At 58.8% G+C, this 24,181-nt stretch carries 26 protein-coding genes; 3 read left to right on the plus strand and 23 right to left on the minus strand.

What is annotated here, in order from left to right; genetic code table 11:
* Nucleotides 1-19: 19 nt before the first annotated feature.
* From AC5JQH_RS02505 to flhA, 14 genes are all read right to left on the minus strand, one after another.
* Entirely contained in the window at nucleotides 20-412 is a 393-nt protein-coding gene (locus AC5JQH_RS02505; protein WP_008173096.1) for a DUF2802 domain-containing protein, read from the minus strand.
* Between the two features lie 67 nt (nucleotides 413-479).
* Nucleotides 480-968: a chemotaxis protein CheW gene (locus AC5JQH_RS02510; RefSeq protein WP_008173094.1), complete on the minus strand. Its 489-nt coding sequence runs from the start codon at nucleotides 966-968 to the stop codon at nucleotides 480-482.
* A 134-nt stretch (nucleotides 969-1,102) separates the two neighbouring features.
* On the minus strand, nucleotides 1,103-1,912 hold the full coding sequence (locus AC5JQH_RS02515) for a chemotaxis protein CheW (protein WP_008173093.1): 810 nt from the start codon (nucleotides 1,910-1,912) through the stop codon (nucleotides 1,103-1,105).
* Nucleotides 1,905-2,702 carry a ParA family protein gene (locus AC5JQH_RS02520; protein WP_039881985.1) on the minus strand — a complete coding sequence of 266 codons (798 nt, stop codon included), beginning with the start codon at nucleotides 2,700-2,702 and terminating at the stop codon, nucleotides 1,905-1,907. Before AC5JQH_RS02520 ends, AC5JQH_RS02515 begins: the two co-directional genes overlap by 8 nt.
* 194 nt (nucleotides 2,703-2,896) lie before the next feature.
* Nucleotides 2,897-3,679, minus strand: coding sequence for a flagellar motor protein MotD (gene motD, locus AC5JQH_RS02525; protein ID WP_008173091.1), 783 nt, complete (start codon nucleotides 3,677-3,679; stop codon nucleotides 2,897-2,899).
* Between the two features lie 18 nt (nucleotides 3,680-3,697).
* Nucleotides 3,698-4,438, minus strand: coding sequence for a flagellar motor protein (locus AC5JQH_RS02530; RefSeq protein ID WP_008173090.1), 741 nt, complete (start codon nucleotides 4,436-4,438; stop codon nucleotides 3,698-3,700).
* The gene (locus tag AC5JQH_RS02535) at nucleotides 4,438-5,601 is read right to left on the minus strand and encodes a protein-glutamate methylesterase/protein-glutamine glutaminase (protein WP_008173089.1); all 1,164 of its coding nucleotides are present in this window, start codon (nucleotides 5,599-5,601) and stop codon (nucleotides 4,438-4,440) included. Before AC5JQH_RS02535 ends, AC5JQH_RS02530 begins: the two co-directional genes overlap by 1 nt.
* Nucleotides 5,602-5,666: 65 nt before the next feature.
* Nucleotides 5,667-7,817 (minus strand): chemotaxis protein CheA, encoded by a 2,151-nt coding sequence (locus tag AC5JQH_RS02540; protein ID WP_008173088.1) that lies wholly within the window; start codon nucleotides 7,815-7,817, stop codon nucleotides 5,667-5,669.
* 16 nt (nucleotides 7,818-7,833) lie between these two features.
* A complete protein-coding gene (locus AC5JQH_RS02545; RefSeq protein WP_008173087.1) occupies nucleotides 7,834-8,619 on the minus strand; it encodes a protein phosphatase CheZ in 786 nt (261 codons plus the stop codon).
* A 20-nt stretch (nucleotides 8,620-8,639) separates the two neighbouring features.
* A complete protein-coding gene (gene cheY / locus AC5JQH_RS02550) occupies nucleotides 8,640-9,023 on the minus strand; it encodes a chemotaxis response regulator CheY (RefSeq protein WP_008173086.1) in 384 nt (127 codons plus the stop codon).
* 162 nt (nucleotides 9,024-9,185) lie between these two features.
* Nucleotides 9,186-9,929, minus strand: a complete 744-nt coding sequence (locus AC5JQH_RS02555; protein WP_008173085.1) for an RNA polymerase sigma factor FliA — start codon at nucleotides 9,927-9,929, stop codon at nucleotides 9,186-9,188.
* Nucleotides 9,930-9,960: 31 nt separating this feature from the next.
* Nucleotides 9,961-10,773, minus strand: a complete 813-nt coding sequence (locus AC5JQH_RS02560; RefSeq protein ID WP_482902463.1) for a MinD/ParA family protein — start codon at nucleotides 10,771-10,773, stop codon at nucleotides 9,961-9,963.
* Nucleotides 10,774-10,841: 68 nt separating this feature from the next.
* Nucleotides 10,842-12,149 (minus strand): flagellar biosynthesis GTPase FlhF, encoded by a 1,308-nt coding sequence (gene flhF, locus AC5JQH_RS02565; protein WP_459421377.1) that lies wholly within the window; start codon nucleotides 12,147-12,149, stop codon nucleotides 10,842-10,844.
* A 60-nt stretch (nucleotides 12,150-12,209) separates the two neighbouring features.
* Entirely contained in the window at nucleotides 12,210-14,390 is a 2,181-nt protein-coding gene (gene flhA, locus AC5JQH_RS02570) for a flagellar biosynthesis protein FlhA (RefSeq protein ID WP_288366781.1), read from the minus strand.
* A 218-nt stretch (nucleotides 14,391-14,608) separates the two neighbouring features.
* Here flhA and upp point away from each other — a divergent pair, with 218 nt between their 5' ends.
* Genes upp through AC5JQH_RS02585 form a run of 3 tightly spaced genes read left to right on the plus strand, consistent with a single transcriptional unit; the run spans nucleotide 14,609 to nucleotide 16,924 of the window.
* Entirely contained in the window at nucleotides 14,609-15,247 is a 639-nt protein-coding gene (gene upp, locus AC5JQH_RS02575) for a uracil phosphoribosyltransferase (RefSeq protein ID WP_008173081.1), read from the plus strand.
* Nucleotides 15,248-15,249: 2 nt separating this feature from the next.
* Nucleotides 15,250-16,506, plus strand: coding sequence for a uracil-xanthine permease family protein (locus AC5JQH_RS02580; protein ID WP_088556889.1), 1,257 nt, complete (start codon nucleotides 15,250-15,252; stop codon nucleotides 16,504-16,506).
* Nucleotides 16,487-16,924, plus strand: a complete 438-nt coding sequence (locus tag AC5JQH_RS02585) for a hypothetical protein (RefSeq protein WP_053112472.1) — start codon at nucleotides 16,487-16,489, stop codon at nucleotides 16,922-16,924. Before AC5JQH_RS02580 ends, AC5JQH_RS02585 begins: the two co-directional genes overlap by 20 nt.
* Before the next feature lie 379 nt (nucleotides 16,925-17,303).
* Here the strand turns inward: AC5JQH_RS02585 and flhB are convergent, their stop codons facing one another.
* From flhB to AC5JQH_RS02630, 9 genes are all read right to left on the minus strand, one after another.
* Complete coding sequence (flhB, locus tag AC5JQH_RS02590) at nucleotides 17,304-18,440, minus strand: flagellar biosynthesis protein FlhB (RefSeq protein WP_062782263.1); 1,137 nt, start codon at nucleotides 18,438-18,440, stop codon at nucleotides 17,304-17,306.
* Between the two features lie 6 nt (nucleotides 18,441-18,446).
* Nucleotides 18,447-19,232: a flagellar biosynthetic protein FliR gene (fliR, locus tag AC5JQH_RS02595; protein WP_008173076.1), complete on the minus strand. Its 786-nt coding sequence runs from the start codon at nucleotides 19,230-19,232 to the stop codon at nucleotides 18,447-18,449.
* Nucleotides 19,233-19,235: 3 nt separating this feature from the next.
* Complete coding sequence (gene fliQ / locus AC5JQH_RS02600; RefSeq protein WP_008173075.1) at nucleotides 19,236-19,505, minus strand: flagellar biosynthesis protein FliQ; 270 nt, start codon at nucleotides 19,503-19,505, stop codon at nucleotides 19,236-19,238.
* A gap of 8 nt (nucleotides 19,506-19,513) precedes the next feature.
* A complete protein-coding gene (gene fliP, locus AC5JQH_RS02605) occupies nucleotides 19,514-20,290 on the minus strand; it encodes a flagellar type III secretion system pore protein FliP (RefSeq protein ID WP_008173074.1) in 777 nt (258 codons plus the stop codon).
* 4 nt (nucleotides 20,291-20,294) lie between these two features.
* Nucleotides 20,295-20,744, minus strand: a complete 450-nt coding sequence (fliO, locus tag AC5JQH_RS02610) for a flagellar biosynthetic protein FliO (protein WP_273018029.1) — start codon at nucleotides 20,742-20,744, stop codon at nucleotides 20,295-20,297.
* 1 nt (nucleotide 20,745) lies between these two features.
* Nucleotides 20,746-21,228, minus strand: a complete 483-nt coding sequence (gene fliN, locus AC5JQH_RS02615; RefSeq protein WP_053112483.1) for a flagellar motor switch protein FliN — start codon at nucleotides 21,226-21,228, stop codon at nucleotides 20,746-20,748.
* Entirely contained in the window at nucleotides 21,221-22,219 is a 999-nt protein-coding gene (gene fliM / locus AC5JQH_RS02620; RefSeq protein ID WP_493805246.1) for a flagellar motor switch protein FliM, read from the minus strand. The genes fliN and fliM overlap by 8 nt, the downstream gene beginning before the upstream one ends.
* Before the next feature lie 36 nt (nucleotides 22,220-22,255).
* Nucleotides 22,256-22,765, minus strand: a complete 510-nt coding sequence (locus tag AC5JQH_RS02625) for a flagellar basal body-associated FliL family protein (protein WP_008173070.1) — start codon at nucleotides 22,763-22,765, stop codon at nucleotides 22,256-22,258.
* Nucleotides 22,766-22,930: 165 nt separating this feature from the next.
* Entirely contained in the window at nucleotides 22,931-24,121 is a 1,191-nt protein-coding gene (locus AC5JQH_RS02630) for a flagellar hook-length control protein FliK (RefSeq protein WP_482902464.1), read from the minus strand.
* Nucleotides 24,122-24,181: the final 60 nt, after the last annotated feature.

A 24,181-nucleotide genomic window follows, 5' to 3' on the forward strand; every position in this document is an offset into this window, starting at 1 on the left:
CGTCCGTAACGGCTTGGTATCAGGCCGCCTGACGTTTTCTGAGTGCTGACACCAGCTCGGCCTCGGGACGGGAAATTCCGCACGTGTTCATAAGATCGTCGATATCGGCGCCGAGATCAATCAGTCGAGAGGCTTCATCGTAAGAGATTCGCAGCGGATCGTTCTGGCGCATTTCGTCGAGCGTGGTCCTCAGCTCGTGCAACTGACGCTCACAGCTAACCAACCGCTGCCCTACCCCCATGCTGCCACTGGTGGTGGCATGCAGTTCCCGGCCAAGGGTATCACAGCGCTCTTTCAGCGTTGCTCTGAGGCTACGTACCTGGCGCCCGAGAACCAGGCCCTGAACGAAAACCAGAGACAGGGCCGCAACAGTCAGCGCCCAGGGAAGGTATGAAGGAATTTCTGCAAACATGACGGATGTCTCCCGTTAATTGCCACGGAAGGCATCCATCGTGAGGCCTGTAGCGGGTTGCCCCGGATCACAGTGCCGCGATTTCAGCCCACTCGTGGTCTGACAGCATCTTGTCGAACTCAACCAGAATGATCAGTTCGCCATCCTTGTTGCACACGCCCTGGATAAATTTGGCACTTTCCTCGTTACCCACGTTCGGTGCAGTTTCAATTTCGCTGGCTTTCAGGTACACCACCTCGGCGACAGAATCCACCAGAATGCCCATAACCTGGTTGGCAGATTCCATAACCACAATCCGGGTGGCATCGGTTACTTCGGCATCGGCCAGGCCAAAGCGCCGGCGGGTGTCGATAACGGTAACCACGTTACCCCGAAGGTTGATGATGCCGAGCACATAATCCGGGGCCCCCGGAACCGGAGCAATCTCCGTGTATCTCAGCACTTCCTGAATCTGCATGACGTTCAGACCGTAGGTCTCATCATCCAGCCGGAAGGTAACGTACTGCAGTACCTGATCGTCCTGGGCCTGATTGGTTTGTCCGCTCGGGGATGCCATAGCGATGTTTCTCCTCTTGGGCTGCCCGGCGGGCAACCTGATCGTCAAAAAAATATCATCAGTGCCCAATACTATAGTTAAGGGCACAAACCGTGCCAGCACGGCTCGGTTTCATTCAGTAACCATTGTTTGCGTCAGCTCAGATCCAGATGGTGCTCTCTTTCCGCCCTCACCAGCAAGTCTGCCATGGTGCGCACATCAATCAGCGCACACATGTGGTCAATCACAGTGCCGGCCAGCCACGGACGCTTGCTTCGGGCTGTGCGCCAACGCACTTCGTCCGGCCGGAGGGTAAAGGACTGGGCGACGTCATCACAGGCGAGCCCCCAGTCGCTGTTATCCAGCCGGATCACGAACCGGTAGTTGTCCCGGGCATCGGGCGGCACCCGCCCTGCCATGATCCATTCGGCGGTATCCACCACCCTCAGGTTCTGATCCCGGTCCGGGCGGATTCCCATGTACCAGCGTGGACTTCCCGGGATGGGCCGGATCTCTTCTTCAATGCGGTGAATGGCACCGAGCAGAATCAGAGGCACCGCCAGCTGCAGACCGGCCACCGTGAAAATGAGGCACTCAAAGGGCTGTTCTGACCACTCCGGGCGGGACGGCGGCGCGGCCGGCTCCGGCGCAGGCTGAGCTTCAATCCTTGCCTTCGGCACCGGCGCTTCCGGCACCTGTCGCACCACTGGCCTCTCAGGTTCCGCCGGCGTTTCCCGGACCCGTTTGGGTGGTTCAGGTCTTGCCGGCGGTTTTTCGACGGTTGGCACAGATGCCGGTTTCGTGCGGGTTGCCACCCGCGGTTCCGGAGGTGCAGGTTTCACCGGTTCCGGCGCTTCGATTTCCTCCCGAAGCGCCGTATCAGTGGCCGTGTGCAGCAGTTCGTCAAGATAACTGGCAATGGCAGTTTCCGGATCCGCCAGCCGTGTCAATTTATCGTCAGCCATGCTGACGCTCCTTCACCCTGCCCACCCGGGCCATGAGATCATCCAGCAGATGGCTGTAGGCGCGGACACCATGGGTTTCGGCATCCAGCGCGGACGGTGTTATGCCGCCCTGGCTGGCATCCCGAAACTTGGTGTCCACCGGAATCGCAAACTGCCAGAGGGACTCGCGGTAGGTCTTCCGCAACAGGTTCAGGCTTTTCACCGACGCCTGTGTCCGCCGGTCATACAAGGTGGGCACAATGGTGTAAGAAAGTTCGTTTTTCTGGGAACGCATGATCATCTTCAGGGTGTGGAGCATGCGCTCCAGGCCCTTGATGGCCAGAAATTCGGTTTGCACGGGAATGATCAGATGCTGGGCTGCCGCAAGGGCGTTAACCATCAGAACCCCCAGAGAGGGAGTATTGTCGAGCAGGACATAATCAAAGTCGTCCCAAAGCTGAGTCAGGGCCCGGGAAATGATCAGCCCCATGCCTTCCACGCCGATCATTCGTCGCTCAAGGGTAGCCAGGGCTGCACTCGCCGGCAAAAGGGACAGGCCCTTGCAGCTGGTCTCCGTAATCAGTTGGGCGGGTAGCCCTTCCGGAACCTTGCCCTGGTGCTGGAACAGGTCGAAAACACTGTGCGCGATTGTATCCGGATCGTAACCGAACCAGCTGGTGAGCGAGCCATGCGGGTCCAGATCCACAACGAGAACACGCTTGCCGCGTTCGGCAAGCAAGCCGCCCAGGGCGACCACACTCGTGGTTTTACCGACACCACCTTTTTGATTGGCTACTGCCCAGATTCGCACGCTTTGATTCTCCAGAGAATACATCGGTGTGGCCGGCAATTAACCGTTGCCACAGTCCCGTTTATCGGCCATTCCCCGGGCAACTTGAACCAGTCCTCGGAAAATCCGGCAAGCTGTTGCCGGCGCCTTATTGTTAACGGGGAGTAATACAGGAACCATGCCAATGGCTCTATACGCATCTGCCGACGATCGGGTCAGCGCATGGCACCGCGAATACTGGCGTCACGGGAGATCAGCAATACCACCCGGCGGTTTCTGCGGCGCCCTTCCTCAGTGTCATTCCGGGCAACCGGCTGATACTGGCCATAGCCGACAGCCGCCAGACGTTCCGGCTCGATGCCCTCCATCACCAGCATCCGGACCATGGCAGCCGCCCGGGCGGCTGACAATTCCCAGTTTGACGGAAAACGGGAGGTACTGATCGGCTGATTATCGGTGAAGCCTTCCACTTTGACAGCGTTGTCCCGGTTGTTCAGAACCGTGGCGATTTTCTCGACCACCTCGAACGCATCGTAATGGGGCTCGGCATCGCCGCTGCCAAACAACAGACTGTTGGGCAGATTCAGCTCCAGCCACTGGTCGCTGGTCTCAAGCGACACCACGCCCTGGTTGATCAGCTCATCAAACTCCATGGAAAGCTGGTCAGCCATGGCTCGCAGCGCTTCGGTCCGCGCCTGCGCGTCCATCTCCGGATTTCGGGGCGCTTCGGTCACCGCCGGCGGGATTACGTTCTCGGCAGGCGCATTCAGCGATCTCTGGGGCTGGTCGCCAATCTCGATTGGCTGGAAGGAGCGCTGGGGTGCATTGAACACGCCGGTCAGGGTTTCAGAAAGGACTTTGTATTTGCCTTCGTTAACGGACGATACCGAGTACATCACGACGAAAAAGGCGAACAGCAGGGTGATGAAATCCGCGTAGGAAATCAGCCACCGCTCCTTGTTGTGCAGATCATCCTGGGGTTGCCTACGGCGCCGCATAAGTTGGCCTGCGCATGCTTACTGCAGGAAGCCCCGCAGCCGCAATTCGATGGATTTCGGGTTTTCACCCTCGGCGATGGCAATCAGGCCATCGATCATCATGTCCTCATAGCGGGTGCGCTCCCGCACGATACCGCGCATCTTGTTAGCGACCGGGAAGAACAGGAGGTTGGCCAGCGCCACACCGTAGATGGTGGCTACAAAGGCGGTTGCGATCCCGCTACCCAGGGATTGGGGATCCTCAAGGTTGGTCATCACCTGGATCAGGCCCATGACAGCCCCGATAATGCCGATGGTTGGCGAGTAACCACCCATGGCCTCGAACACCTTGGCCGACTCCAGATCCCTCTGCTCACGGGATTCCAGATCAACTTCCATGATGCCCCTGATGGTCTCGGTTTCGGCACCGTCGACCAGCAACTGCAACCCCTTGCGGGCAAAGGGCTCCGGCTCGCGCTCGGCAAGCCCTTCAAGGCCCAGCAAGCCCTGCTTGCGAGCTTTTACACTCCAGTCAATGACTTTTCCGATACCGTCTTCAAGGTTGATAAACGGCGGGAAAAAGACCCAGCGCACCTGAGTGAAAGCCCGCTTCAGCATGGGCCACGAGGTCTGCAGGATAGTCGCGGCCAGAGTGCCACCGATGACGATGATGGCCGCCGGCCCATTAAACAGTGAGCCAACCGCTCCGCCTTCCAGCAGGTTACCGCCAAGAATTGCGGCAAAGGCCAGTATGACCCCGAGCAGGCTCAGGATATCCATCAGCACACACCTTCCGCGAGGCGTGGCCCGATCTCGTCCAGGGACAATACATCATCCGTCAGCCCTGCCTTGGCGACGGCCATCGGCATGCCGTAGATCACAGACGATTTTTCATCCTGGGACCATATATCGGAACCGCTCTGCTTCATCATCCGACAGCCTTCTTTGCCGTCCGAGCCCATCCCGGTAAGAATGACGCCCAGCGTCTTGCCCGGAAAGCTGCGGGCAAGAGAACCGAAGGTAACGTCCACGCAGGGTTTGTAATTGAGCCGCTCGTCTCCGGGCAGAATACGGATCCTGGGCTGTCCGCCCCGATTCTCGACCATCATCTGTTTGCCGCCGGGCGCCAGCAAAGCCAGGCCGGGCCGCAACACATCACCATCCTCAGCCTGCCGGACTTCAATCCGGCAGAGCTTGTTAAGGCGTTCGGCGAAGGCAGGCGTAAAACTCGCCGGCATATGCTGCACCAGAACAATCGGTGCCGGGAAGGTCGCGGGCAACACCGTCAGTACCCGCTGCAGGGCAACCGGGCCGCCGGTTGAAGTACCAATGCCAACAACGGCGTAATGCTTGGCCGGCCCACGGCGGCCATGGCGCCTGGGGGCCTCGGTTTCGCCCGGAGAACCTGCCGACGCTGCCGGAGCCCGGGTGTCAGGACGCTGACGCGGTGCTGGTTCCGGACGCGGGCGCCCTGCAGGCTCCGGCGCCCGGGAGGCCGGAGCTGAAGGTTCCGCGCGGGAAGGCGCAGGAGAACGGTTGCCGGGACGACTGCGGGCTACATCCAGAATCCGCTCAATCAAGATTTTCTGAAGCTGACTGTTGTCCCGGGCAATTTCTTCGAAATTCTTGGGCAGAAAATCAACGGCGCCGGCCTCGAGCGCATCCAGTGTGACCCGGGCGCCCTCATAGGTGAGCGATGAGAACATGAGCACCGGTATCGGATGTTTGCGCATGATTTCGCGCACGGCAGAGATGCCATCCATCACGGGCATCTCATAATCCATGGTAATCACGTCGGGACGCAGTTTCTCGGCCAGCTCAACGCCTTCCCGACCATTGGTCGCAGCACCTACCACTTTGATCTGGCCGGAGCTGGTCAGGATTTCCGTCAGCCGCTTGCGAAAAAACCCTGAATCGTCAACGACCAGGACAGAAACTGTCATCCACTTCTCCTACCCAATCCATCGTTCTTCGGCCTTCTCTGGCAAAAAGCGCCGGAAGGCCCGGCTCAACCGTAATGTTGCAACAGGCTTGGCACATCAATAATGAGTGCAATCCGGCCATCGCCGGTAATAGTGGCACCGGCCATGCCTGGCGTACCCTGGAGCGCTCGCCCAAGGGGCTTGATAACCACTTCTTCCTGACCAACCAGCTGGTCGACCACGAACCCGACCTGCTTGGTACCCATGGCCACAATGACAACATGGGCGTTATCGGGCACCTCCTGGCCAGCACCGCCACGAACCAGCCAGCGCTTGATATGGAATAGCGGGAAGACTTTATCCCGAACCACAATGCACTCGCGCCCATCGACGATGTTGGTCTTGGTCAGGTCCAGATGGAAAATCTCGACCACGTTGACCAGCGGCAACGCAAAGGATTGATCGCCCAGCATGATCATCAGGGTGGGCATGATGGCGAGCGTCAGCGGAACCTTGATGACAATGCGAGAGCCCTTGCCCAGCTCGGATTCGATGCTCAACTGGCCATTGAGCTGGCCAATCTTGGTTTTCACCACATCCATGCCGACGCCACGTCCGGACACATCCGAAATCTGCTCCTTGGTGGAGAATCCGGCGGCAAAAATAAGGTTGTAACACTCCGAATTGGTCAGCCGGTCCGCGGCGTCCTGGTCGTAGATACCCTTTTCGACTGCTTTGCGGCGCAGGACTTCCGGATCCATGCCCGCGCCGTCATCCTCGATAAACAGCAGAATATGGTCTCCCTCCTGCTCGGCAGAGAGGGTAACCGTGCCCTGGCGTGGCTTCCCGGCCTTCTCGCGGACTTCCGGAGCCTCGATCCCGTGGTCCACCGAATTCCGCACCAGGTGAACCAGCGGATCAGACAGCGCTTCAACCAGGTTCTTGTCCAGATCGGTTTCCTCGCCATGCATCACCAGGTTCACCTCTTTCTTGAGGTTTCTGGCGAGATCGCGCACAACGCGGGGGAACCTGCCGAACACCTTTTTGATCGGCTGCATGCGGGTCTGCATGACGGCGGACTGGAGATCAGTCGTAACCACATCCAGGTTGGATACCGCCTTGTGCATGTGTTCGTCTTCACTTTCAGCACCCAGACGCTGCAAGCGGTTACGCACCAGCACCAGCTCACCCACCATATTCATGATGTCATCGAGCCGCTTGGTGTCGACACGAACCGTCGTTTCCGCGGCCGGGGCATTCTCGCGAGCAGGCATCGCCGGTGCGGCAGCGCCTTTGGCCTCCGGCTTCTCGGCCGGCTTCGATTTTTCGGGCTTTGACGTGTTTGCTTTCGGTGAAGCCGGCTCTTTTGAAGATGCAGGCTGTTTCGGCGCTGAGGGCTGTTTTGGAGCTGCAGGCTCTTTCGAGGCTGAAGGCTCTCCGCCCGCGGTCGGGCTTCCGCCCTTGCCGTGAAGATCGTCCAGCAGTTTCTCGAATTCGTCGTCGGTGATCAGGTCGTCGCCGCCAGCAGATCCGGCCTTGGCAGCCGGCTTTTCTTCTTTACCAGAAGCCTCTTCCTCGCCAGCTGGCGCACCGGCAAACTGACCTTTTCCGTGCAGTTGGTCCAGTAGCGCTTCGAATTCGTCGTCGGTTATTTCGTCGTCTCCAGAACTTTCCTGGTCACCGCCGGCCGATCCGGCGCTCGAAGCCGAGGAAACCTCCGCTGATTTCTCGTCCTGCAGTGCGTCCAGAAGCTGTTCGAACTCGTCGTCGGTGATGTCGCCACCGTCTTCTGCCGGTTCGCTCTCTTCCTGCTCAGGTTGAGCGGCAGCGGCCGGTGCCCCCTCGCCCTCAGGCTGGGCCAGGGCATCCAGACGGGCAATAAGTTCGTCCGGAGCCGGTGTCAGCTCCTCATGATTGCGGACCTGCTCAAACATGGCATTGACGTAGTCGAGTGCTTCTAGAACCACGTCCATCAGTTCGGAATCCACCTTGCGCTTGTGATTACGCAAGATGTCGAAAACGTTTTCCGCGGAATGGCAGCAGTTCACCAGCGCTTCAAGCTGAAGGAAGCCGGCTCCGCCTTTCACGGTATGGAAACCACGGAAGATGGCGTTGAGCAGATCACTGTCGTCAGGATGTCGCTCAAGATCTACCAACTGCTCTGACAGCTTTTCGAGGATCTCGCCGGCTTCTACGAGGAAGTCCTGCAAAATCTCTTCATCAGCATCAAACGCCATGCGTTACCCTCATTATTCAGAAACCGAGACTGGACAACAGGTCGTCTACGTCGTCCTGCCCCGAAACTACATCTTCACGCTCATCGGCCTTGATCTGGGGCCCGACGCCCTTCTCTGCAGACTCTTCTTTTTCTTCAATCTGGTGCACCGTGCCCGTGAGCTGGTCCACATGACTGGCCATCACCACCAGGCTGAGCATCTGCTCCTCAACCTCTTTCACAAGGGCGGTGACCTTCTGGATGACCTGACCTGTCAGATCCTGATAATCCTGAGCCAGCAGGATTTCCGACAGGTTGCTGTACATGGTGTCGGCATCGGTTGCCATGCTGACAAAAAAGCGATCAATCCGGCCGTACAGCTCGCGAAACTCAGCCGGCTGCATTTCCCGGCGACGCAGGCGCTGCCACTCATCACGCAACGCGGCGGCCTCGTCTCTGAGGGCATTGGCCACCGGCATGGTTTCCTCAACCAGGTCCATGGTCCGGTTGGCTGCTTCACCGGTCATCTGCACAACGTATTCGAGACGATCAGAGGCATCTGTCATCTTTGACAGTGCTTCCTGTTGCTCGGCGTTACGGGGATCAATCTGGAAGTTCCGGATTGCTTCGTGCAGGCTCCGCGTCAGCCGCCCTACCTCACGGTACAGACCCTGATCCCTGACTTCGCTGAGTTCATTGATCAGGGTCATGGCTTTGGCATAATCACCCGCATCAACACTCTCGGCCAGTTCCGCTGCCTGCCGCTGGAGCTTTTCCGTCACCTCCGGTTCAAGGCCCCGATGGTTCTTTTTGCTATCGCTCATGAGAGCCATCCGACCTCTGGTTACTGGATTCTTTCAAAGATTTTCTCAATCTTTTCCTTGAGCACGGCAGCGGTGAACGGCTTGACCACATACCCGTTTACGCCTGCCTGGGCAGCGGCAACGATCTGGTCGCGCTTGGCCTCAGCAGTTACCATCAATACCGGCAGGGTTTTCAGATTCTCGTCCGCCCGAACGGCCTTGAGCAGGTCGAAGCCTGACATGCCAGGCATGTTCCAGTCGGTCACCAGAAAATCGTATTTGCCGCTTTTGAGCATTGGCAGTGCCGTGTTGCCGTCGTCAGCTTCATCGGTGTTGGTGAAGCCAAGATCACGCAGCAGGTTCTTGATGATCCGTCGCATTGTGGAGAAGTCGTCCACAATGAGGATTTTCATGTTTTTGTCCAATGGGACCTCCAGTTAGTAACACCCGGAATTCGTTTGACCTTTGCGTTCAAAGTCTAGCAGGCCGCTGTTTTAACCGCTTATTGTCGGACCTTTGCTTCGGTTGTAAAGCATCGGTTACCAAAAACTACAGACTACCTCGTTGGCGACACAGACTGAACGCGGTCAGTTGTCCGATTCCTGACGCCAATCCGAGAGCCGTCCCCGAAGGCGCAGGGCTGCCTGGCTGTGAATCTGGCTTACCCTGCTCTCACTGACGCCGAGCACCGCGCCAATCTCCTTGAGGTTCAGTTCTTCCTGGTAGTAAAGGCTCAACACCAGCTTTTCCCGCTCCGGCAGGTCTTCAATCGCCTCAGCGAGGCTCCGCCGGAAGGCATCGGAGGACAACCCCTCAAGGGGATTATCCTGCGTCTCTGTCTGTTCTATCGGCAGCTCTCCGGATTCATTGAGCTCGTCGAGGCTAAAAAGTCGACCGCTGTTGGAACCGGAAAGGTAGGAGTGGTATTCGGGCAGCCCCATACCCAGCTCTTCGGCCACTTCCTGGTCGTGGGCTTCGCGGCCAAGTCTATCTTCAACGGCCTTGATGGCCTGGGAAATGCGACGGGCGTTGCGATGCACGGAACGGGGGACCCAGTCACCCTTGCGGATTTCGTCCACCATGGCGCCGCGAATACGGATACCGGCGTAAGTCTCGAAGGTAGCACCTTTGGTAGAACTGTAACGCTGGGCGGCCTCGAGCAGACCGATCATGCCGGCCTGCATCAGGTCTTCAAGCTGGACGGACGCCGGCAGGCGAGCCATCAGGTGAAGGGCAATTTTCTTGACCAGCGGCGCGTGCTGCTCAATGAGCTGAGCCGGCTTCTGCGCACTTGACTGGTTATAGATTCCGAGGTTTTTCGCCAATGTCATGTATCCGGTTTTTTGTTTGACTGGATCCGATTCAGACTTCGACGAGCCGCTCCACAAAAAATTCCAGATGCCCACGGGGCGAGGACGGCAACGGCCAGCTATCTACCTTGTCCGCCAGCGCCTTGATGGCCAGTGAAGCTTTCGCCCTGGGATAGGCGTCCAGCACCGCACGCTGCCGCTGAACCGCTTTCTTCACGGCCTCATCGTAGGGAACTATTCCTACGTATTGTAGTGCCACATCGAGGAAGCGCTCGGTGACCCGGGTCAGTTTTTCAAACAGATGCCGGCCTTCCTGCTCATTCCGAACCTGATTGGCAAGAATACGGAAGCGGTTGGTTCCATAATCACGGTTCATCAGCTTGATCAGGGCATAGGCATCGGTGATCGAGGTCGGCTCGTCGCAGACAACCAGCAGCAGCTCCTGAGACGCTCTCAGAAAACTGACCACTGACTCGGAAATCCCGGCGGCGGTATCAACGATCAGGACATCGATCTGATCACCCAGTTCGCTGAACGCATTAATCAGCCCGGCATGTTCCATGGGGCTGAGCTGGGTCATTCGTTGGGTACCGGAAGAGGCGGGGACAATCTTGATGCCACCGGGTCCATTCACCAGAACGTCCTTCAGATCACAATCGCCGGCCAGAACATCCTGGAGGTTGCGATTGGCAGTGATGCCCAGCAAGACGTCGATATTGGCCAGCCCCAGATCGGCGTCGAGCAGCACCACTCTCAGGCCTTTCTGCGCCAGGGCAATTCCGAGGTTCACCGACACGTTACTCTTGCCGACACCACCCTTTCCGCCGGAAACTGCAATCACCTGTACCGGATGTGCTCTGCTCATACTGTTTTTGGTCTCTCGCCACGTTTCGCCGGCTTTGTCTCCGACGCCTGCTGTCAATCTGTCCGGTCTCAGGCGTGCTCTTTCAGGCCCTCTGCGACCGCTTGCTGTTGCTGGAGTGTTTTCAGCCGATCCACGGCCAACCGCACCAGCGGAACGGCTTCTGCGTGGTGCAGGTCTTCAGGAATCTTCTGGCCGTCTGTGTAATAGGCTACCGGCAGACCGGTTTCCATCACAAACCCGAGAGACTCGCCCAGCGTCAGGGCCTCGTCGATTTTGGTCATCACACAGCCCGCAAGATTTGCCATCTTATAGCAATGCCACACGGATTTCATGATGCGAGGCTGACTGGTTGCCGAGACCACCAGATGGGTTTTGATATTGTGATGGCTGCGAGCCAGTTCGGCCAGCTGTTCCTGATAGCCTTTGTCCGCACTGGTCAGTCCGGCGGTATCAATCAGCACCAGATGACGGTCTGACAGCTCGTCCAGAATATCGTCCAGACTGTGGCTCTCATCCACGACCCGAACCGGCACATTCAGGATCCGACCGAACACGAATAACTGCTCGTGCGCCGCCACCCGATAGCGATCCGTGGTCACCAGTGCCACCGAGTCGGAACCGTGTTTGAGCACGTAGCGCGCGGCCAGCTTGCCAATGGTGGTGGTTTTCCCGGACCCTGTCGGACCCACCAACGCGTAGGCGCCACCCTCATCCAGCCACTCCATGCGGGAGGTCCGAACCCCGGTACACAGCATTTTCAGGGACTGCTTCCAACCGTCTTCCAGGCGCCCCGCCTTGTGACGACGGGAAATTGACCCCGCCAGATCACTGCCGAGGCCGAACTCCTGCAAGCGCTCGGCAAGCCTCTGCTGCACGGCGGTGGTCGCAGAAACCTCCGGCTCCTGTTGCGGCCGATGGCCCTGCATCATGTCTTTGAGCGAGCTGATCTCGGCCCGCATCTGCGCCAGCTCATCAGAATAGGCTTCCCTCGGCGCCTGTGGCAGAAGTTCAATATCACCAAAACCACCGCTCACCTCTTCCTGAATGGCAGCGAACGAACCGGCGTAGCTCGCGCCCTGCGATGCCCGCTTTTCCCGTACTTCACGGATGCGGTCCCGGGACCGGCTCAGCTCGTCCTCAAGACGCCTGTGCTGGTCGGCCTGCATCTCGGCCAAGCGGGACCCGTTGGTGGCTTCTTCTGCCTGGTTGCCCAGTCGCTGGCGCGCCATATTCTCGTCATAATCCAGCGCCGTCACAATTTCGACACCGCCGTCGACCCGACGATTGGAAAGGATCACGGCGTCCGGCCCCATCTGTTCACTGACCTGCTTGAGCGCCTCGGCCATGGTCTGAGCAAAAAACCGTTTTACTTTCATGATGCCTCTTCCTCCACCGGCAACGCCGTGCCGGCGCTGTCCGCTCTGTCATCCGCGCCGTTACTGGCCAACGGACGCCACGATCGTAATCTGTTTGTTATCCGGAATTTCCTGGTACGAGAGCACATGGAGCCGCTCTACCCCGTAGCTGGCGAACTTCGCCAGCACCGGCCTCAGGGGCCCGGACACCAGCAGAATGGCTGGCTTGCCGAGCATCTCCTGACGCTGGACGCTCTCCTGAAGCGAGCGCTGGAGTTTTTCAACCATATTCGGCTCCAGAACCAGGCCAATATCTTCCTGTCCGCCGGATTGTTGACTCTGCTGAACAGACTTTAGCAATAACTGTTCCAGATCCGGATCCAGGGTGATCACCGGTATCTCTGATTCGTTGCCGCAGATACTCTGGACAATCATCCGGCGCAGGGACTGCCGCGCAACGGTGGTCAACAGCTTCGGATCCTGACTCTTCGGATGCACGTTCACGATGGCCTCGGCAATGGACCGCATGTCTCGGATCGGCACTTCTTCCTTCAGGAGGTTCTGCAGCACTTTCAGCAGCAGACTGATGGATACGGTGGTGGGTACCAGTTCCTCGGCCAGCTTCGGAGAAATCTTTTCAAGCTGATCCAGCCATTTCTGGACTTCCTCATGGCCCAGCAGCTCGTGGGCGTGTTTCTGCAGTACCTGGTTAAGGTGGGTCGCGACCACCGTACTGGCATCGACCACGGTATAGCCGAGCGTCTGGGCCTGCTCTTTCTTGTCTGGCTCAATCCAGCTGGCGTCCAGACCGAACGCCGGATCCTTGCCTTCAATGCCTTCTATCTTTCCGAATACCTGACCGGGGTCGATGGCCAGTTCGCGGTCCGGATGGATTTCCGCTTCGGCAATCGTCACGCCCATCAGGGTGATGCGGTAGACGTTGGGCATAAGATCGAGGTTGTCTCGAATGTGGACCGAGGGCATCAGGAAGCCGAGATCCTGGGACAGCTTTTTACGAACGCCCTTGATACGACTGAGCAACTGGCCACCCTGTGACTTGTCCACCAGCGGGATCAACCGGTAACCCACTTCCAGACCGACAATATCGACAGTGGACACATCGTCCCAGCCCAGCTCCTTGGTCTCTCCGGGGGCCGGTAATTGACGCCCCTGATCGCCGCCAGCGTCACCGCCTGGAGGCAGATCACGACCCGCCGGCCGTGGAGCCGCCCCGCCCGCGCCCCTAGTCGGGAATGCGCCATCTTCTTCGACGGTCTGTCGCTGGTGCTTCCAGATATACCAGGCAGCGCCGGCGGCCAGTGCACCCAGACCCAGGAAGGCCACGTGGGGCATGCCGGGAATCAGACCGAGAATGATCAGGATAGCGGCGGCAATGGACAGCGCCTTGGGCGCGCTGAACATTTGCTGGAGGATCTGGCCGCCCATATCCTGGCTGGAGGTAACCCGCGTTACCATGATTGCAGCAGACGTGGACAGCAGCAGCGAGGGAATCTGTGCCACCAGGCCGTCACCAATGGTCAGTAGCGCATATCGCTCCATGGCCAGCCCGAAATCCAGACCGTGCTGCAGCATACCAATGGCAATACCGCCAATGATGTTGATGGCAAGAATCAGCAGGCCGGCAATGGCGTCGCCCTTCACAAACTTGGACGCACCGTCCATGGAGCCGTAGAAATCCGCTTCCTGGGCGATTTCGGCACGACGATGCTTGGCCTCATCCTGATTGATCAGGCCGGCGTTCAGGTCCGCATCAATCGCCATCTGCTTGCCGGGCATAGCATCCAGCGTGAAACGGGCGCTCACCTCGGAGACCCGGCCGGCACCCTTGGTCACGACCAGGAAGTTGATGATCATCAGGATCGCAAACACCACCAGACCCACGGCGTAATTGCCGCCGATCAGAACGGCGCCGAAGGATTCGATCACTTTACCGGCGGCATCGCCGCCTTCGTGGCCGTTCAGCAGAACAATCCGGGTAGACGCCACGTTCAGGGCGAGACGCAGAAGTGTGGCTACCAGCAGGACTGTCGGGAAGGACGCAAACTCCATCGGCCGCAGGGCGTAGACACACACCAGCAGAATGACAATGGACAGGGTGATGTTGAAAGTAAAGAACACGTCCAGGAGGAACGCCGGCATGGGCAGAATCATCATGCCCAGCAAGCCCATCAGCATGATTGGTATGCCCAGGTTGCCCCGCGTCAGGGTTTTGACGTTATTGAGGACTAAAGCTCTGTCCATGCCGGATACTTCTCCGATTGGCCGTGCCTGCAGGCGTTTTGAAGGTCGAAAATCTGACACCGGAGCGTCGTTTGGAAGGGTTATCGCAAGATCCGTACCAGCCCTTAGTGGATTTCACGGAACCGGCCATTTGCGGCCTGACTCCCCTTGCCAGATGCGGTATCCTTGCGCCATTTGATCGCGACGCCAAAATTCCAACCAGACACACAGGTGACCCCATGCCAATCCACGAGGTAAAACACCCTCTGATCCGCCACAAGCTCGGCATCATGCGCCGTGCGGATATCAGCACCAAGAATTTCCGGGAGCTGGCACAGGAAGTCGGTGCACTCCTGACCTACGAGGCCACCAAAGACTTCAATCTGCAGGAAAAGACCATCGAAGGCTGGGCAGGGCCGGTTAACGTGGAACAGATTCACGGCAAGAAGGTCACCATCGTGCCGATCCTGCGGGCCGGCCTTGGCATGCTTGACGGTGTCCTCAGCCTGATTCCGGTGGCCCGGGTCAGTGTTGTCGGCCAGATCCGCAACGAGGAAACCCTCGAGGCCAGCACCTACCTTGAAAAGCTGGTGGGCGAACTGGACCAGCGTATGGCCATGATTGTCGATCCGATGCTCGCCACCGGCGGCTCAATGATCTCCACCATTGACCTGCTCAAGAAGGCCGGCAGCACCGAGATCCGGGCCCTGGTGCTGGTTGCCGCGCCCGAAGGTGTTGAAAAGGTTCTGGAAAAACATCCGGACGTGTCTATCTACACCGCCTCCGTTGATGAGCGCCTCAACGACAAAGGCTACATCCTTCCGGGTCTCGGCGATGCCGGCGACAAAATCTTCGGCACCAAGCAAAAGGACGTTTAAGAATGCAGGACCATACCAACGACCCGGTCTGGAAACAGGCCATTGCTGGCTCCCAGATGCTGCTGGTGGCGTTCGGCGCGCTGGTTCTGATGCCACTGATTACCGGGCTGGATCCCAACGTGGCCCTGTTCACCGCCGGCCTGGGCACCCTGATCTTTCACGTGGTGACCGGCGGTCAGATCCCGATTTTCCTCGCGTCGTCCTTCGCCTTTATTGCCCCCGTGATTGCCTCCAAAGGCAAGTTCGGCATGGAAGAGACACTCGGCGGCCTGATGGCAGCGGGTATTCTCTATATTTTCCTCAGTGGACTGGTGCGGCTGCGGGGCACCGGCTTTGTCCGCCGCCTGCTGCCGCCAGTGGTTATCGGCCCGGTGATCATGACTATCGGTCTCGGCCTGGCGCCGGTTGCCGTTCACATGGCCTCCGGCCGCACCGGTGATGGCGCCAACCAGCTGATTCCCTACGACACGGCGATCTGGATCGCCATGATCTCGCTGGCCGTAACCATCATCATGTCGGTCTGGTCGAAAGGCATTTTCCGGCTGATTCCGATCATGTTCGGCGTTATCACCGGCTACATCCTCTCCGCGTTTGCCGGTATCGTGGATACCACGCCAATCCGGGACGCCGCCTGGTTCGCCGTTCCCAACTTTGTTGCGCCGGAATTCAGCTGGGGCGCCGTGCTGTTCATGATCCCCGTCGCCATTGCCCCGGCCATTGAACACATCGGTGACGTGCTGGCCATCGGCAACGTGACCCGAAAGAACTACCTGGAAAAGCCGGGCCTGCACCGCACCCTGCTGGGTGACGGCCTGGCCACCAGCGCCGCCTCCATGCTTGGAGGACCGCCCAACACCACCTACTCGGAAGTCACCGGCGCCGTTATGCTCACCAAGAATTTCAACCCCAAGGTCATGTGGTGGGCTGCCTGCATCGCCATTGTTCTGGCTTTCGTTGGCAAATTCGGCGCAGCACTGCAAACCATCCCGGTGCCCGTCATGGGCGGCATCCTCTGCCTGCTGTTCGGTTCCATTGCCGTCGTTGGCCTGAACACACTGATCCGCCACCAGGTAGATCTGTCGCAGTCTCGCAACCTGGTTATCGTAGGCGTTACCCTGGTGTTCGGTATTGGCGGCATGGTGCTCGGGCACCTCGAAGGCATCGCGCTCTGTGCGGTGGCTGCCATCATCCTGAACCTGATACTGCCCGGCAGCCGCGAGGCATGGGGTAAAGCCGTCTATGAGCAGAAAGCCGACTGACAGCTCCGGCATGCCCCCCCGCGGCATTCGGTTACGGCAGAAACACCCTCTGCTCCACATGGTCGAAGCCGATCTGCCCGACATGGCCGCCCGCAAGGCCCTCCGCCTGATGGCCACCGGCCGACTGGCCGCCGCCATGGCCAAACGCCCGGGCTCGGTTTACCTCTCCGAAAGCTACTACCAACCCCGCCAGCCGGTGCTGAACACTACCCTCAAAGTGCTCGGTGGCGTCCTCGGGGCCGTTACCCGTAGCGAGGTACCGTTCCACTTCCAGACCGACGAGCAGGCCCGCAAGCACTTCCTGTCCTGCGGCTTTACCTCGACCACGGTCCATGACCCGCGGGCCTCGTATGGGATACTGCCGATTCCGGAAAGCCGCGGGGAGCCGATGGTTCGGGTTATCGAGGCTGGTTGCTGATCTCGCCTTCCACTCCTGCCCCAGCCTGATGATTTAGCGGGAAGAGGTTCGTGGGGCTGCCTCCCAAAAACCGCTACGAGCACATCCATGTGCGCTTGGCGTCGGCCATCCTTGGCCGCCGACATTTTTGGGAGGCAGCCCCACAAACCTCGCAAACCCGACGGGAATCCGCCAAAAGCTCCTGAGTTGGATGGGTATTTTTCAGCGATATCGAAGGGGTTTGATAAGCGGTTGTGGGTGGCCTTTTCAGGACTGACTGTGGCCATGGATGGCCACAGTCAAGCGCACATGGATGTGCTCGTAGCGTGTCCTGAAAAGGCCAGCCACAACCGCGCTAACTCCCAAACCCGCAGGCTACCAAAAGAAACCCAACTCCAAACTAAACGTCCCGCCGCAAATCCGAAGGAATCGGGAACTCCGGCATACCGGGCTTGGGCCCGCGCCCCTTGCGGAACTGTCGGAGCTGGAACACATAGGCGAGCACCTGGGCAATGGCCATGTACAGGCCATCGGGAATCTCCTCGCCGATGTCGGTGTTGTGGTACACCGCCCGAGTCAGCGGCGGCGTTCTCAGGATCTCGACTTTGTTCTCACGGGCAATTTCCATGATTTTGAAGGCCACCTCATCGGCGCCCTTGGCCACCACTATCGGCGCGGCCATCGCCTTCTGATCGTATTTCAGGGCAACGGCGTAATGGGTCGGGTTAGTGATCACCACATCTGCCGTAGGCACGTCCTGCATCATGCGGCGCTGGGCCATTTCACGCTGGAGTTGGCGGATCTTGCCTTTGACCTCGGGTTTGCCCTCGGTGTCCTTGTATTCGTCTTTCACCTCCTGCTTGGTCATGCGCAGTTTTTTCTGGTGATCGTAGATCTGGAAGGGTACGTCGATCGCCGCGATGATGATGGTGGCGCAGGAAAGCAGGAAAAAGCTCCAGGCGATGGTCCAGAGTACATGTTCCATGGCCGGCACCACCGGCTCCTCGGCAATGGCCAACAAGTCTTCCGTGCGCAGATCGAGGATCAGAATGGCCAAGGCCATTACCAGACCGACCTTGGCAATGGCCTTTACCAGCTCGATAAGGGAGCGCATTGAGAACATGCGCCCGAGGCCCTTGATGGGGTCCATGCGATTGAGTTTCGGGGCCACGGCTTTGCCGCTGATCAGCAGGCCGCCGATGCCGATGGAGCCGAAGATAGCGGCGATCAGCAGTAATACCAGAATGGGAGAGAGAGCCCAGGCCGCTTCCTTGGAGGATTCAATGAGCTGCACGCTCATGTGGCGCATGTCGAAGATGGCGGAGCGTTCGATAACGAAGCTATCTCGCATGATCGCCTCCAACGAGGCTCCCAGGCTGGCGCCGAACATCAGCATGCCGCCGGCGCCTGCCAGGAGGACGGCCATGGTGGCCAGCTCTTTTGAGCGCGCAGTCTGGCCCTCCTCCTTGGCCTTTTCGAGCCTTCGGGGGGTGGCCTCTTCCGTTTTTTCCTGACTGTTGTCGTCTTCTTCGGCCATAAATCTCTACGGCTGCCCCTGCAATCCCCGCATGAAATCAAAGGTTTCCCGGGCGTACTGATCGAAGTGCGGCAGAAAATTGGCGTGCAGCACCCATATGGCAAACAATCCAAAAATCAGGCCAATCGGGAAACCCAACGCGAAGATGTTCATCTGGGGAGCGGCGCGCGTCATGACACCAAAGGAGATGTTGACGATCAGCACGGCGGTAACCGCCGGCAACGCCAGGAGCATGGCGGAGGCGAACATCCAGCTGATCCGGTGGGCCAGTTCCCAGACTCCGGTCTGGCCTAGGCCTTCCATCCCAATAGGTAGGGTCCGGAAGCTTTCTATAAACACTTCAAAGGCAACCAGGTGGCCGTTCATGGCCAGGAACAACAGGGTGATGGTGATGGTGTAAATCTGGGACAGTACGGGCACGTTCACACCGTTGGCCGGATCGACCATTGAGGCAAAGCCCAGCCCCATCTGCATGGCGATCATCTGGCCGGCAATCACGAACAACTGCCAGAGTGCGGTCAGCGCAAAGCCCATGCCGACGCCGATGAGTATCTGCTGCAGGGTAATGACCACGGCATCGGCGCTCAGGGCTTCCACCTGAGGAACGGGCGGTATCATGGGCGCGATGAGTATGGTCATCAGCAAGGCCAGCCCGAGACGGATCCGGGCCGGCACCAGCTGGGCACCGAAAATGGGGATCACCATCAGGAAGCTGGCCAGGCGGAACAGCGGCCAGAGGTGCTGGCCGACCCATTGGCCGATCACATCCGCGCTGATCTCCGCCGGTATCATCCGTCAGCCAATCAGGTAGGGTATGTTGCCGAACAACCGGTTGGCATGATCCAGCAACTGCGTGAGCATCCAGGGGCCCCAGACGATGATGACAATCAACGTAACCAGCAGGCGCGGCAGGAAGCTCAGGGTCTGTTCGTTAATCTGGGTGGCAGCCTGGAAGGTACTGACCACAAGACCAATCACCAGCCCCGGGCCGATGATGATCGAGGCAAGAAGCACGATCATCCACAGGGCTTCGCGCAGAATGTCGATAACGGTTTCCGGAGTCATGATGCCTCCTATATTCCGTAACTGGCGGCGAGTGTGCCCATGATCAGGGCCCAGCCATCCACCAGAACAAAGAGCATGATCTTGAACGGCAGGGAAATGATGATCGGCGACAGCATCAGCATACCCATGGCCATGAGAACACTGGCCACCACCATATCGATAATCAGGAACGGGATGAACAGGATAAACCCGATCTGGAACGCGGTTTTGAGCTCACTGGTTACGAATGCCGGCATCAGTATCCAGAAGGACACGTCCTGCGGTGTATCGTACTGTGTGTCGGAGATCCGCATGAACAGGGCCAGATCGCTCTCACGGGTCTGTTCCAGCATGAATTTCCGGAACGGTTGGCTTGCCAGCTCGACCGCCTCCAGGGAGGTTACTTCCTCCTGCATGTAGGGTTGCAGCGCCACCCGGTTGGCCTCTTCCAGCACCGGTTTCATGATGAAGATGCTGAGAAACAGGGCCAGGCCGAGAAGAATCTGGTTCGACGGTGTGGATTGCAGGCCAATTGCCTGGCGCAGGATCGCAAACACAACGATGATGCGGGTAAAAGACGTCATCATCATGAGCATGGCCGGCAGGAACGTCAGCGCTGTCATCAGCGCCAGGATCTGCAGGGTTACCGAGTATTCCTGGGCGCCCTCGCCTTCTCCGGGCGTCACTGTGAAAGCCGGTATACCAGGGATGCCGGAAGGCTCCTGAGCCAGCGCCAGTGGCGCCCAGACAAAGCCCGCCAAGACAATCAGGGATGGAAGCAGTCGCTTGATGGTTGCCGCAAGCATGGGGCTAGTCGTTCCTTGTCGGGGAAGTCCAGGATTTGCCGATCATGCCCTGCAGACGCCGGGCAAAATCACTGGAGCCGGCGCTGCCAGCCTCGACAACCGGCTCGTCAAACACATGCAGGGTCCGGATCGCCGATGGGGTAATACCCAACAGGATCTGCTGGCCGCCCACCTCAATCAGCGCGATACGCTCGCGAGCACCAATGGCCATCACCGACACCACCTTGATGGCGTTGTTGTTCATGCCGGTCATGCCGTTCATCCGGCGGATGATCCAGGCGCAGCCATAGATCACGGCAACCACGGCCACCAGACCCAGCCCCAGGCTGAGAATGGTTCCGAGGGTATCCGGGGCTCGCACCGGCGAATCAGGCGCAGCAGTCTTTGCCGTTTCCTGGGCAACAACCGGATTGATCACAAGCAGCGCCAGTGCCGCAGTCACTCTGGACCACATGTTACTTCTGCAACCGCTTGATACGTTCGCCCGGGCTGATCACATCGGTGAGACGGATGCCGAACTTTTCATTCACCATGACCACCTCGCCATGGGCGATCAGGGTACCGTTTACCAGCACGTCCAGCGGCTCGCCCGCCAGCCGGTCAAGCTCGATAACCGAGCCCTGGTTGAGCTGCAGCAGGTTCCTTATCGGAATCTCAGTGTTGCCCACTTCCATGGAAATGGTGACCGGAATATCGAGAATAACGTCGATATCCGGAGCCGGGCCTCCCCCTTTCGTGGGTTCGCTTCCGGTTTCAAACTCCTCCATGGGGGCAGCCTGAACATCATCCTCGGCCTCGCCGGCCTCAGCCATCGCAGCGGCCCACTCGTCCTCGCGTTCGCCCTCATCCCCGGACTCTTCCATGGCGGCTTCCCACTCGGCAGCCAGCTTTTCGTCTTCGCTGAGCTCCTGCTCGTCTTTCTTGTCGTCGTCAGCCATTGCGTCCCACCTTCAATTGTTTCTTTACCTTGGGCCTTGATGCCCGCTCATGAATCCGCAGTGCCAGTTTCCCGTCACGGGTCCCCAGAGTTGCCTTGTAAACGGGGATGTCGTTGGCGGTGACCGTCAAATGCTCGGGCACCTCCACCGGGATAATGTCACCGGCTTTCATCTTGGCGATGTCCCGCAACGAGATCCGACGGCGACAGACCGTCGTGTTGATCGGAACGTTGACCTCTTTGATGTCTTCCTGGAGCGCGTTCACCCAGCGCTCATCAACATCGTCAATATCACTCTGAACCCCGGCATCGAGCACGTCGCGGATGGGCTCGATCATGGAATAGGGCAAGGCAAAATGCAGCTCACCGCCGCCGCCGTCGAGTTCAATGTGGAAGGTGCTGACCACGACCACCTCACTGGGGCTGACGATGTTGGCCATGGCCGGGTTCACTTCTGAGCTCAGGTACTCGAAATCCACCTTGAGGACCGCGTGCCAGGCTTCCTTCATATCGTGGAACACCTGATCCAGAACCATCTGCACGATGCGGGTCTCGGTCGGGGTGAACTCGCGACCCTCGATCTTGGCGTGCCGCCCCTCCCCACCGAAGAAGTTGTCCACCAGTTTGAAGACCAGCTTGGCATCCAGCACGAACAGCGAAGTGCCGCGCAACGGGCGGACTTTGCACAGGTTCAGGCTGGTGGGCACGTACAGGGTGTGGATATACTCGCCGAATTTCATGATCTGGACGCCTCCGGTGGAGACATCGGCGTTGCGACGCATCAGGTTGAACAGGCTGATCCGGGTGTAACGGGCAAAGCGCTCGTTGATCATCTCCAGGGTCGGCATCCGGCCCCGAACGATGCGGTCCTGACTGGCAAGGTCGTAGTTCTTTATGCCGGTATCGTCAGTCTCTTCATAGGTATCAATGTCACCGTCATCCACCCCGTGGAGGAGGGCATCGATTTCATCCTGTGACAACAAGTCCTGCATACGTAGTCCTGCCCGTGAAGTACCTTGGCCCGTGCGCTATTGCACGACAAAATTTCTGAATAACACCCGTTTGATGGCGGGCTCGCCTTCCTGCTCCAGAACCTGATTCACCGTGGTCAGCATCCGCTCGGCCAGGCCACTGCGGCCCTCGGGCGTCTGCAGCTCGTTGAAGTTACTGCTACCAAGGACTGTCACCAGCTGGCTTCGAATGAGAGGCATGTGCAGCTTGGCAGCTTCAAGCGCCTGTGGATCGGTGGACTCCAGCGCCAGATAAGCCTGGGCGTAGCGTTGGCGACCCTCAGCCTGAACCGTGGTAACGATGGCTTTTTCCATCTGGTAGTAGCTGCTGGGAATAAAGGTTTCCTCTGCAACCTCGGTTGCGTCACCCTCTTCCTCCCCCATGCCCGGAAGACCGCCGCCCAGGAACCACAGGGTACCCACCACAGACAGCACAATGGCCAGGATCACCACCACAACCAGCATGATGATCAGTTTCAGTTTTCCCTTCTTGGCAGGAGCCGCTTCAGATTCGTTATTTTCAGCCATAATGTTCGCTTTGCCAGAAATCCGTCACGGGGAGCAATTTTCCGCGACTTTTCAGGATTGGATGCAAAGGGCGGGCCAGAACACCCAACCTTCCCGTTCAGAACAGCAGTTTAGCGTTGCCGGGAAGGATGGGCAAAGGAGATTGGAAGAGAATATCGAAGGGTATCAGGCGAAGATGTCTACTTCGCCTTTCCAGCTGAGATCAAGGCTGCCGGAGCTGATGCCTTCATCGTCCTGATCGCCAGCGACCAGCGATGCCGAACCGCCACCGGAGCCATTATCGTTTCCGGTGCCCTGCTCGCCGGTCTGCTGGCGAGGCGAATCGGAAACATCGAAGCCTGCCAACGACATTCCCTGCTCACCCAGCATATCCCTGAGCCGGTGGGAATGCAGTTCAAGCTGGTCACGGACCACGGGATTGGCCGAATGGACCGTAATACTCGCCTGCTCGTTCTGCACCCGGACCTTGACCTCCATGGGGCCCATGTCCGGTGGTGTCAGGTGGATTTCGGCAACCGACATGTTACGGGCAGTCAGCCAGCTGAGCTTGCCCACCAGTTTGTCGCCCCACTCTGCATGGCCTACCGGCACATCAATGGACGTAGCATAACCTCGTAATGGCGCAGCGTTCTCGGCCGTCAGTTTTGCTGCCCCATTGGCATTATTGGCCGCTTGCTGGGACACCAGATCCATGGCGGACTGGAAGCGGCCAGAATTGATCAACGAGCCGGAATCCGCATTGCGGCCGGAGTCGGTGAGCACTGAGGCCTTCATGACATCTGTCAGTGTCGCATCGCCGGAAACACCGCCGGATCCGGACTGAGCTTTCTGACCCGAGGCCCCTGTGAGAAGGCCACTGAACAATCCGGCAACGGAATTCGCTTGGCCCGAAACACCGTTGGCTGCATTGACGCCGACTCCCGGCATTGTAGCTGACATGGCGGACTCACCGGCACCTCCGGCTTTTGGATTCAGCCAGGACTGCAACTCGACAAAGGTAAGGGGAAGCGCCGTCGGCTCTGATTTGCCATCACCTGCTACAGCGGCCCAGTCCGCGTCCCGTGATTCAGCATCCGTGGCAGCGTCGGCTTTTTCGCCACCCTTTGGATCAGCGTTCGCGTTTGCTTCCGTTTTCGTCTCTGAAGAAGTGTCCTGGGTCGCCCGGGATTCATCGGCAGATCTGGCCTCAGCGTTCCGATCCGCCCTCTGGCGATCGAGCCGCTTTTGCTCAGCCTGGGAGACAGAGTCGAAATCGCTTTTCCTGTCAGCCGGATCTCGGCTGGCTCCGGATTTTGACGGGCCGGGATCTTGTTGCGTCCCGGGCGCGGGGGTTTGGGGAAGAACCATCTGGGCCATGGCAACCTCTTGCCGCTTTTATCGCATTGTCGCCCTCACCTTGCCGGACCTGGCCGGTGC

Source organism: Marinobacter sp. H13, assembly GCF_059072335.1.

Bases quoted from the DNA above. Each gene is read 5' to 3' on its own strand.
- AC5JQH_RS02505 (WP_008173096.1), bottom strand. From the start codon at position 412: ATGTTTGCAGAAATTCCTTCATACCTTCCCTGGGCGCTGACTGTTGCG.
- AC5JQH_RS02510 (WP_008173094.1), bottom strand. From the start codon at position 968: ATGGCATCCCCGAGCGGACAAACCAATCAGGCCCAGGACGATCAGGTA.
- AC5JQH_RS02515 (WP_008173093.1), bottom strand. From the start codon at position 1,912: ATGGCTGACGATAAATTGACACGGCTGGCGGATCCGGAAACTGCCATT.
- motD (WP_008173091.1), bottom strand. From the start codon at position 3,679: ATGCGGCGCCGTAGGCAACCCCAGGATGATCTGCACAACAAGGAGCGG.
- AC5JQH_RS02530 (WP_008173090.1), bottom strand. From the start codon at position 4,438: ATGGATATCCTGAGCCTGCTCGGGGTCATACTGGCCTTTGCCGCAATT.
- AC5JQH_RS02535 (WP_008173089.1), bottom strand. From the start codon at position 5,601: ATGACAGTTTCTGTCCTGGTCGTTGACGATTCAGGGTTTTTTCGCAAG.
- AC5JQH_RS02540 (WP_008173088.1), bottom strand. From the start codon at position 7,817: ATGGCGTTTGATGCTGATGAAGAGATTTTGCAGGACTTCCTCGTAGAA.
- AC5JQH_RS02545 (WP_008173087.1), bottom strand. From the start codon at position 8,619: ATGAGCGATAGCAAAAAGAACCATCGGGGCCTTGAACCGGAGGTGACG.
- AC5JQH_RS02555 (WP_008173085.1), bottom strand. From the start codon at position 9,929: ATGACATTGGCGAAAAACCTCGGAATCTATAACCAGTCAAGTGCGCAG.
- AC5JQH_RS02560 (WP_482902463.1), bottom strand. From the start codon at position 10,773: ATGAGCAGAGCACATCCGGTACAGGTGATTGCAGTTTCCGGCGGAAAG.
- flhF (WP_459421377.1), bottom strand. From the start codon at position 12,149: ATGAAAGTAAAACGGTTTTTTGCTCAGACCATGGCCGAGGCGCTCAAG.
- flhA (WP_288366781.1), bottom strand. From the start codon at position 14,390: ATGGACAGAGCTTTAGTCCTCAATAACGTCAAAACCCTGACGCGGGGC.
- upp (WP_008173081.1), top strand. From the start codon at position 14,609: ATGCCAATCCACGAGGTAAAACACCCTCTGATCCGCCACAAGCTCGGC.
- AC5JQH_RS02580 (WP_088556889.1), top strand. From the start codon at position 15,250: ATGCAGGACCATACCAACGACCCGGTCTGGAAACAGGCCATTGCTGGC.
- AC5JQH_RS02585 (WP_053112472.1), top strand. From the start codon at position 16,487: ATGAGCAGAAAGCCGACTGACAGCTCCGGCATGCCCCCCCGCGGCATT.
- flhB (WP_062782263.1), bottom strand. From the start codon at position 18,440: ATGGCCGAAGAAGACGACAACAGTCAGGAAAAAACGGAAGAGGCCACC.
- fliR (WP_008173076.1), bottom strand. From the start codon at position 19,232: ATGATACCGGCGGAGATCAGCGCGGATGTGATCGGCCAATGGGTCGGC.
- fliQ (WP_008173075.1), bottom strand. From the start codon at position 19,505: ATGACTCCGGAAACCGTTATCGACATTCTGCGCGAAGCCCTGTGGATG.
- fliP (WP_008173074.1), bottom strand. From the start codon at position 20,290: ATGCTTGCGGCAACCATCAAGCGACTGCTTCCATCCCTGATTGTCTTG.
- fliO (WP_273018029.1), bottom strand. From the start codon at position 20,744: ATGTGGTCCAGAGTGACTGCGGCACTGGCGCTGCTTGTGATCAATCCG.
- fliN (WP_053112483.1), bottom strand. From the start codon at position 21,228: ATGGCTGACGACGACAAGAAAGACGAGCAGGAGCTCAGCGAAGACGAA.
- fliM (WP_493805246.1), bottom strand. From the start codon at position 22,219: ATGCAGGACTTGTTGTCACAGGATGAAATCGATGCCCTCCTCCACGGG.
- AC5JQH_RS02625 (WP_008173070.1), bottom strand. From the start codon at position 22,765: ATGGCTGAAAATAACGAATCTGAAGCGGCTCCTGCCAAGAAGGGAAAA.
- AC5JQH_RS02630 (WP_482902464.1), bottom strand. From the start codon at position 24,121: ATGGCCCAGATGGTTCTTCCCCAAACCCCCGCGCCCGGGACGCAACAA.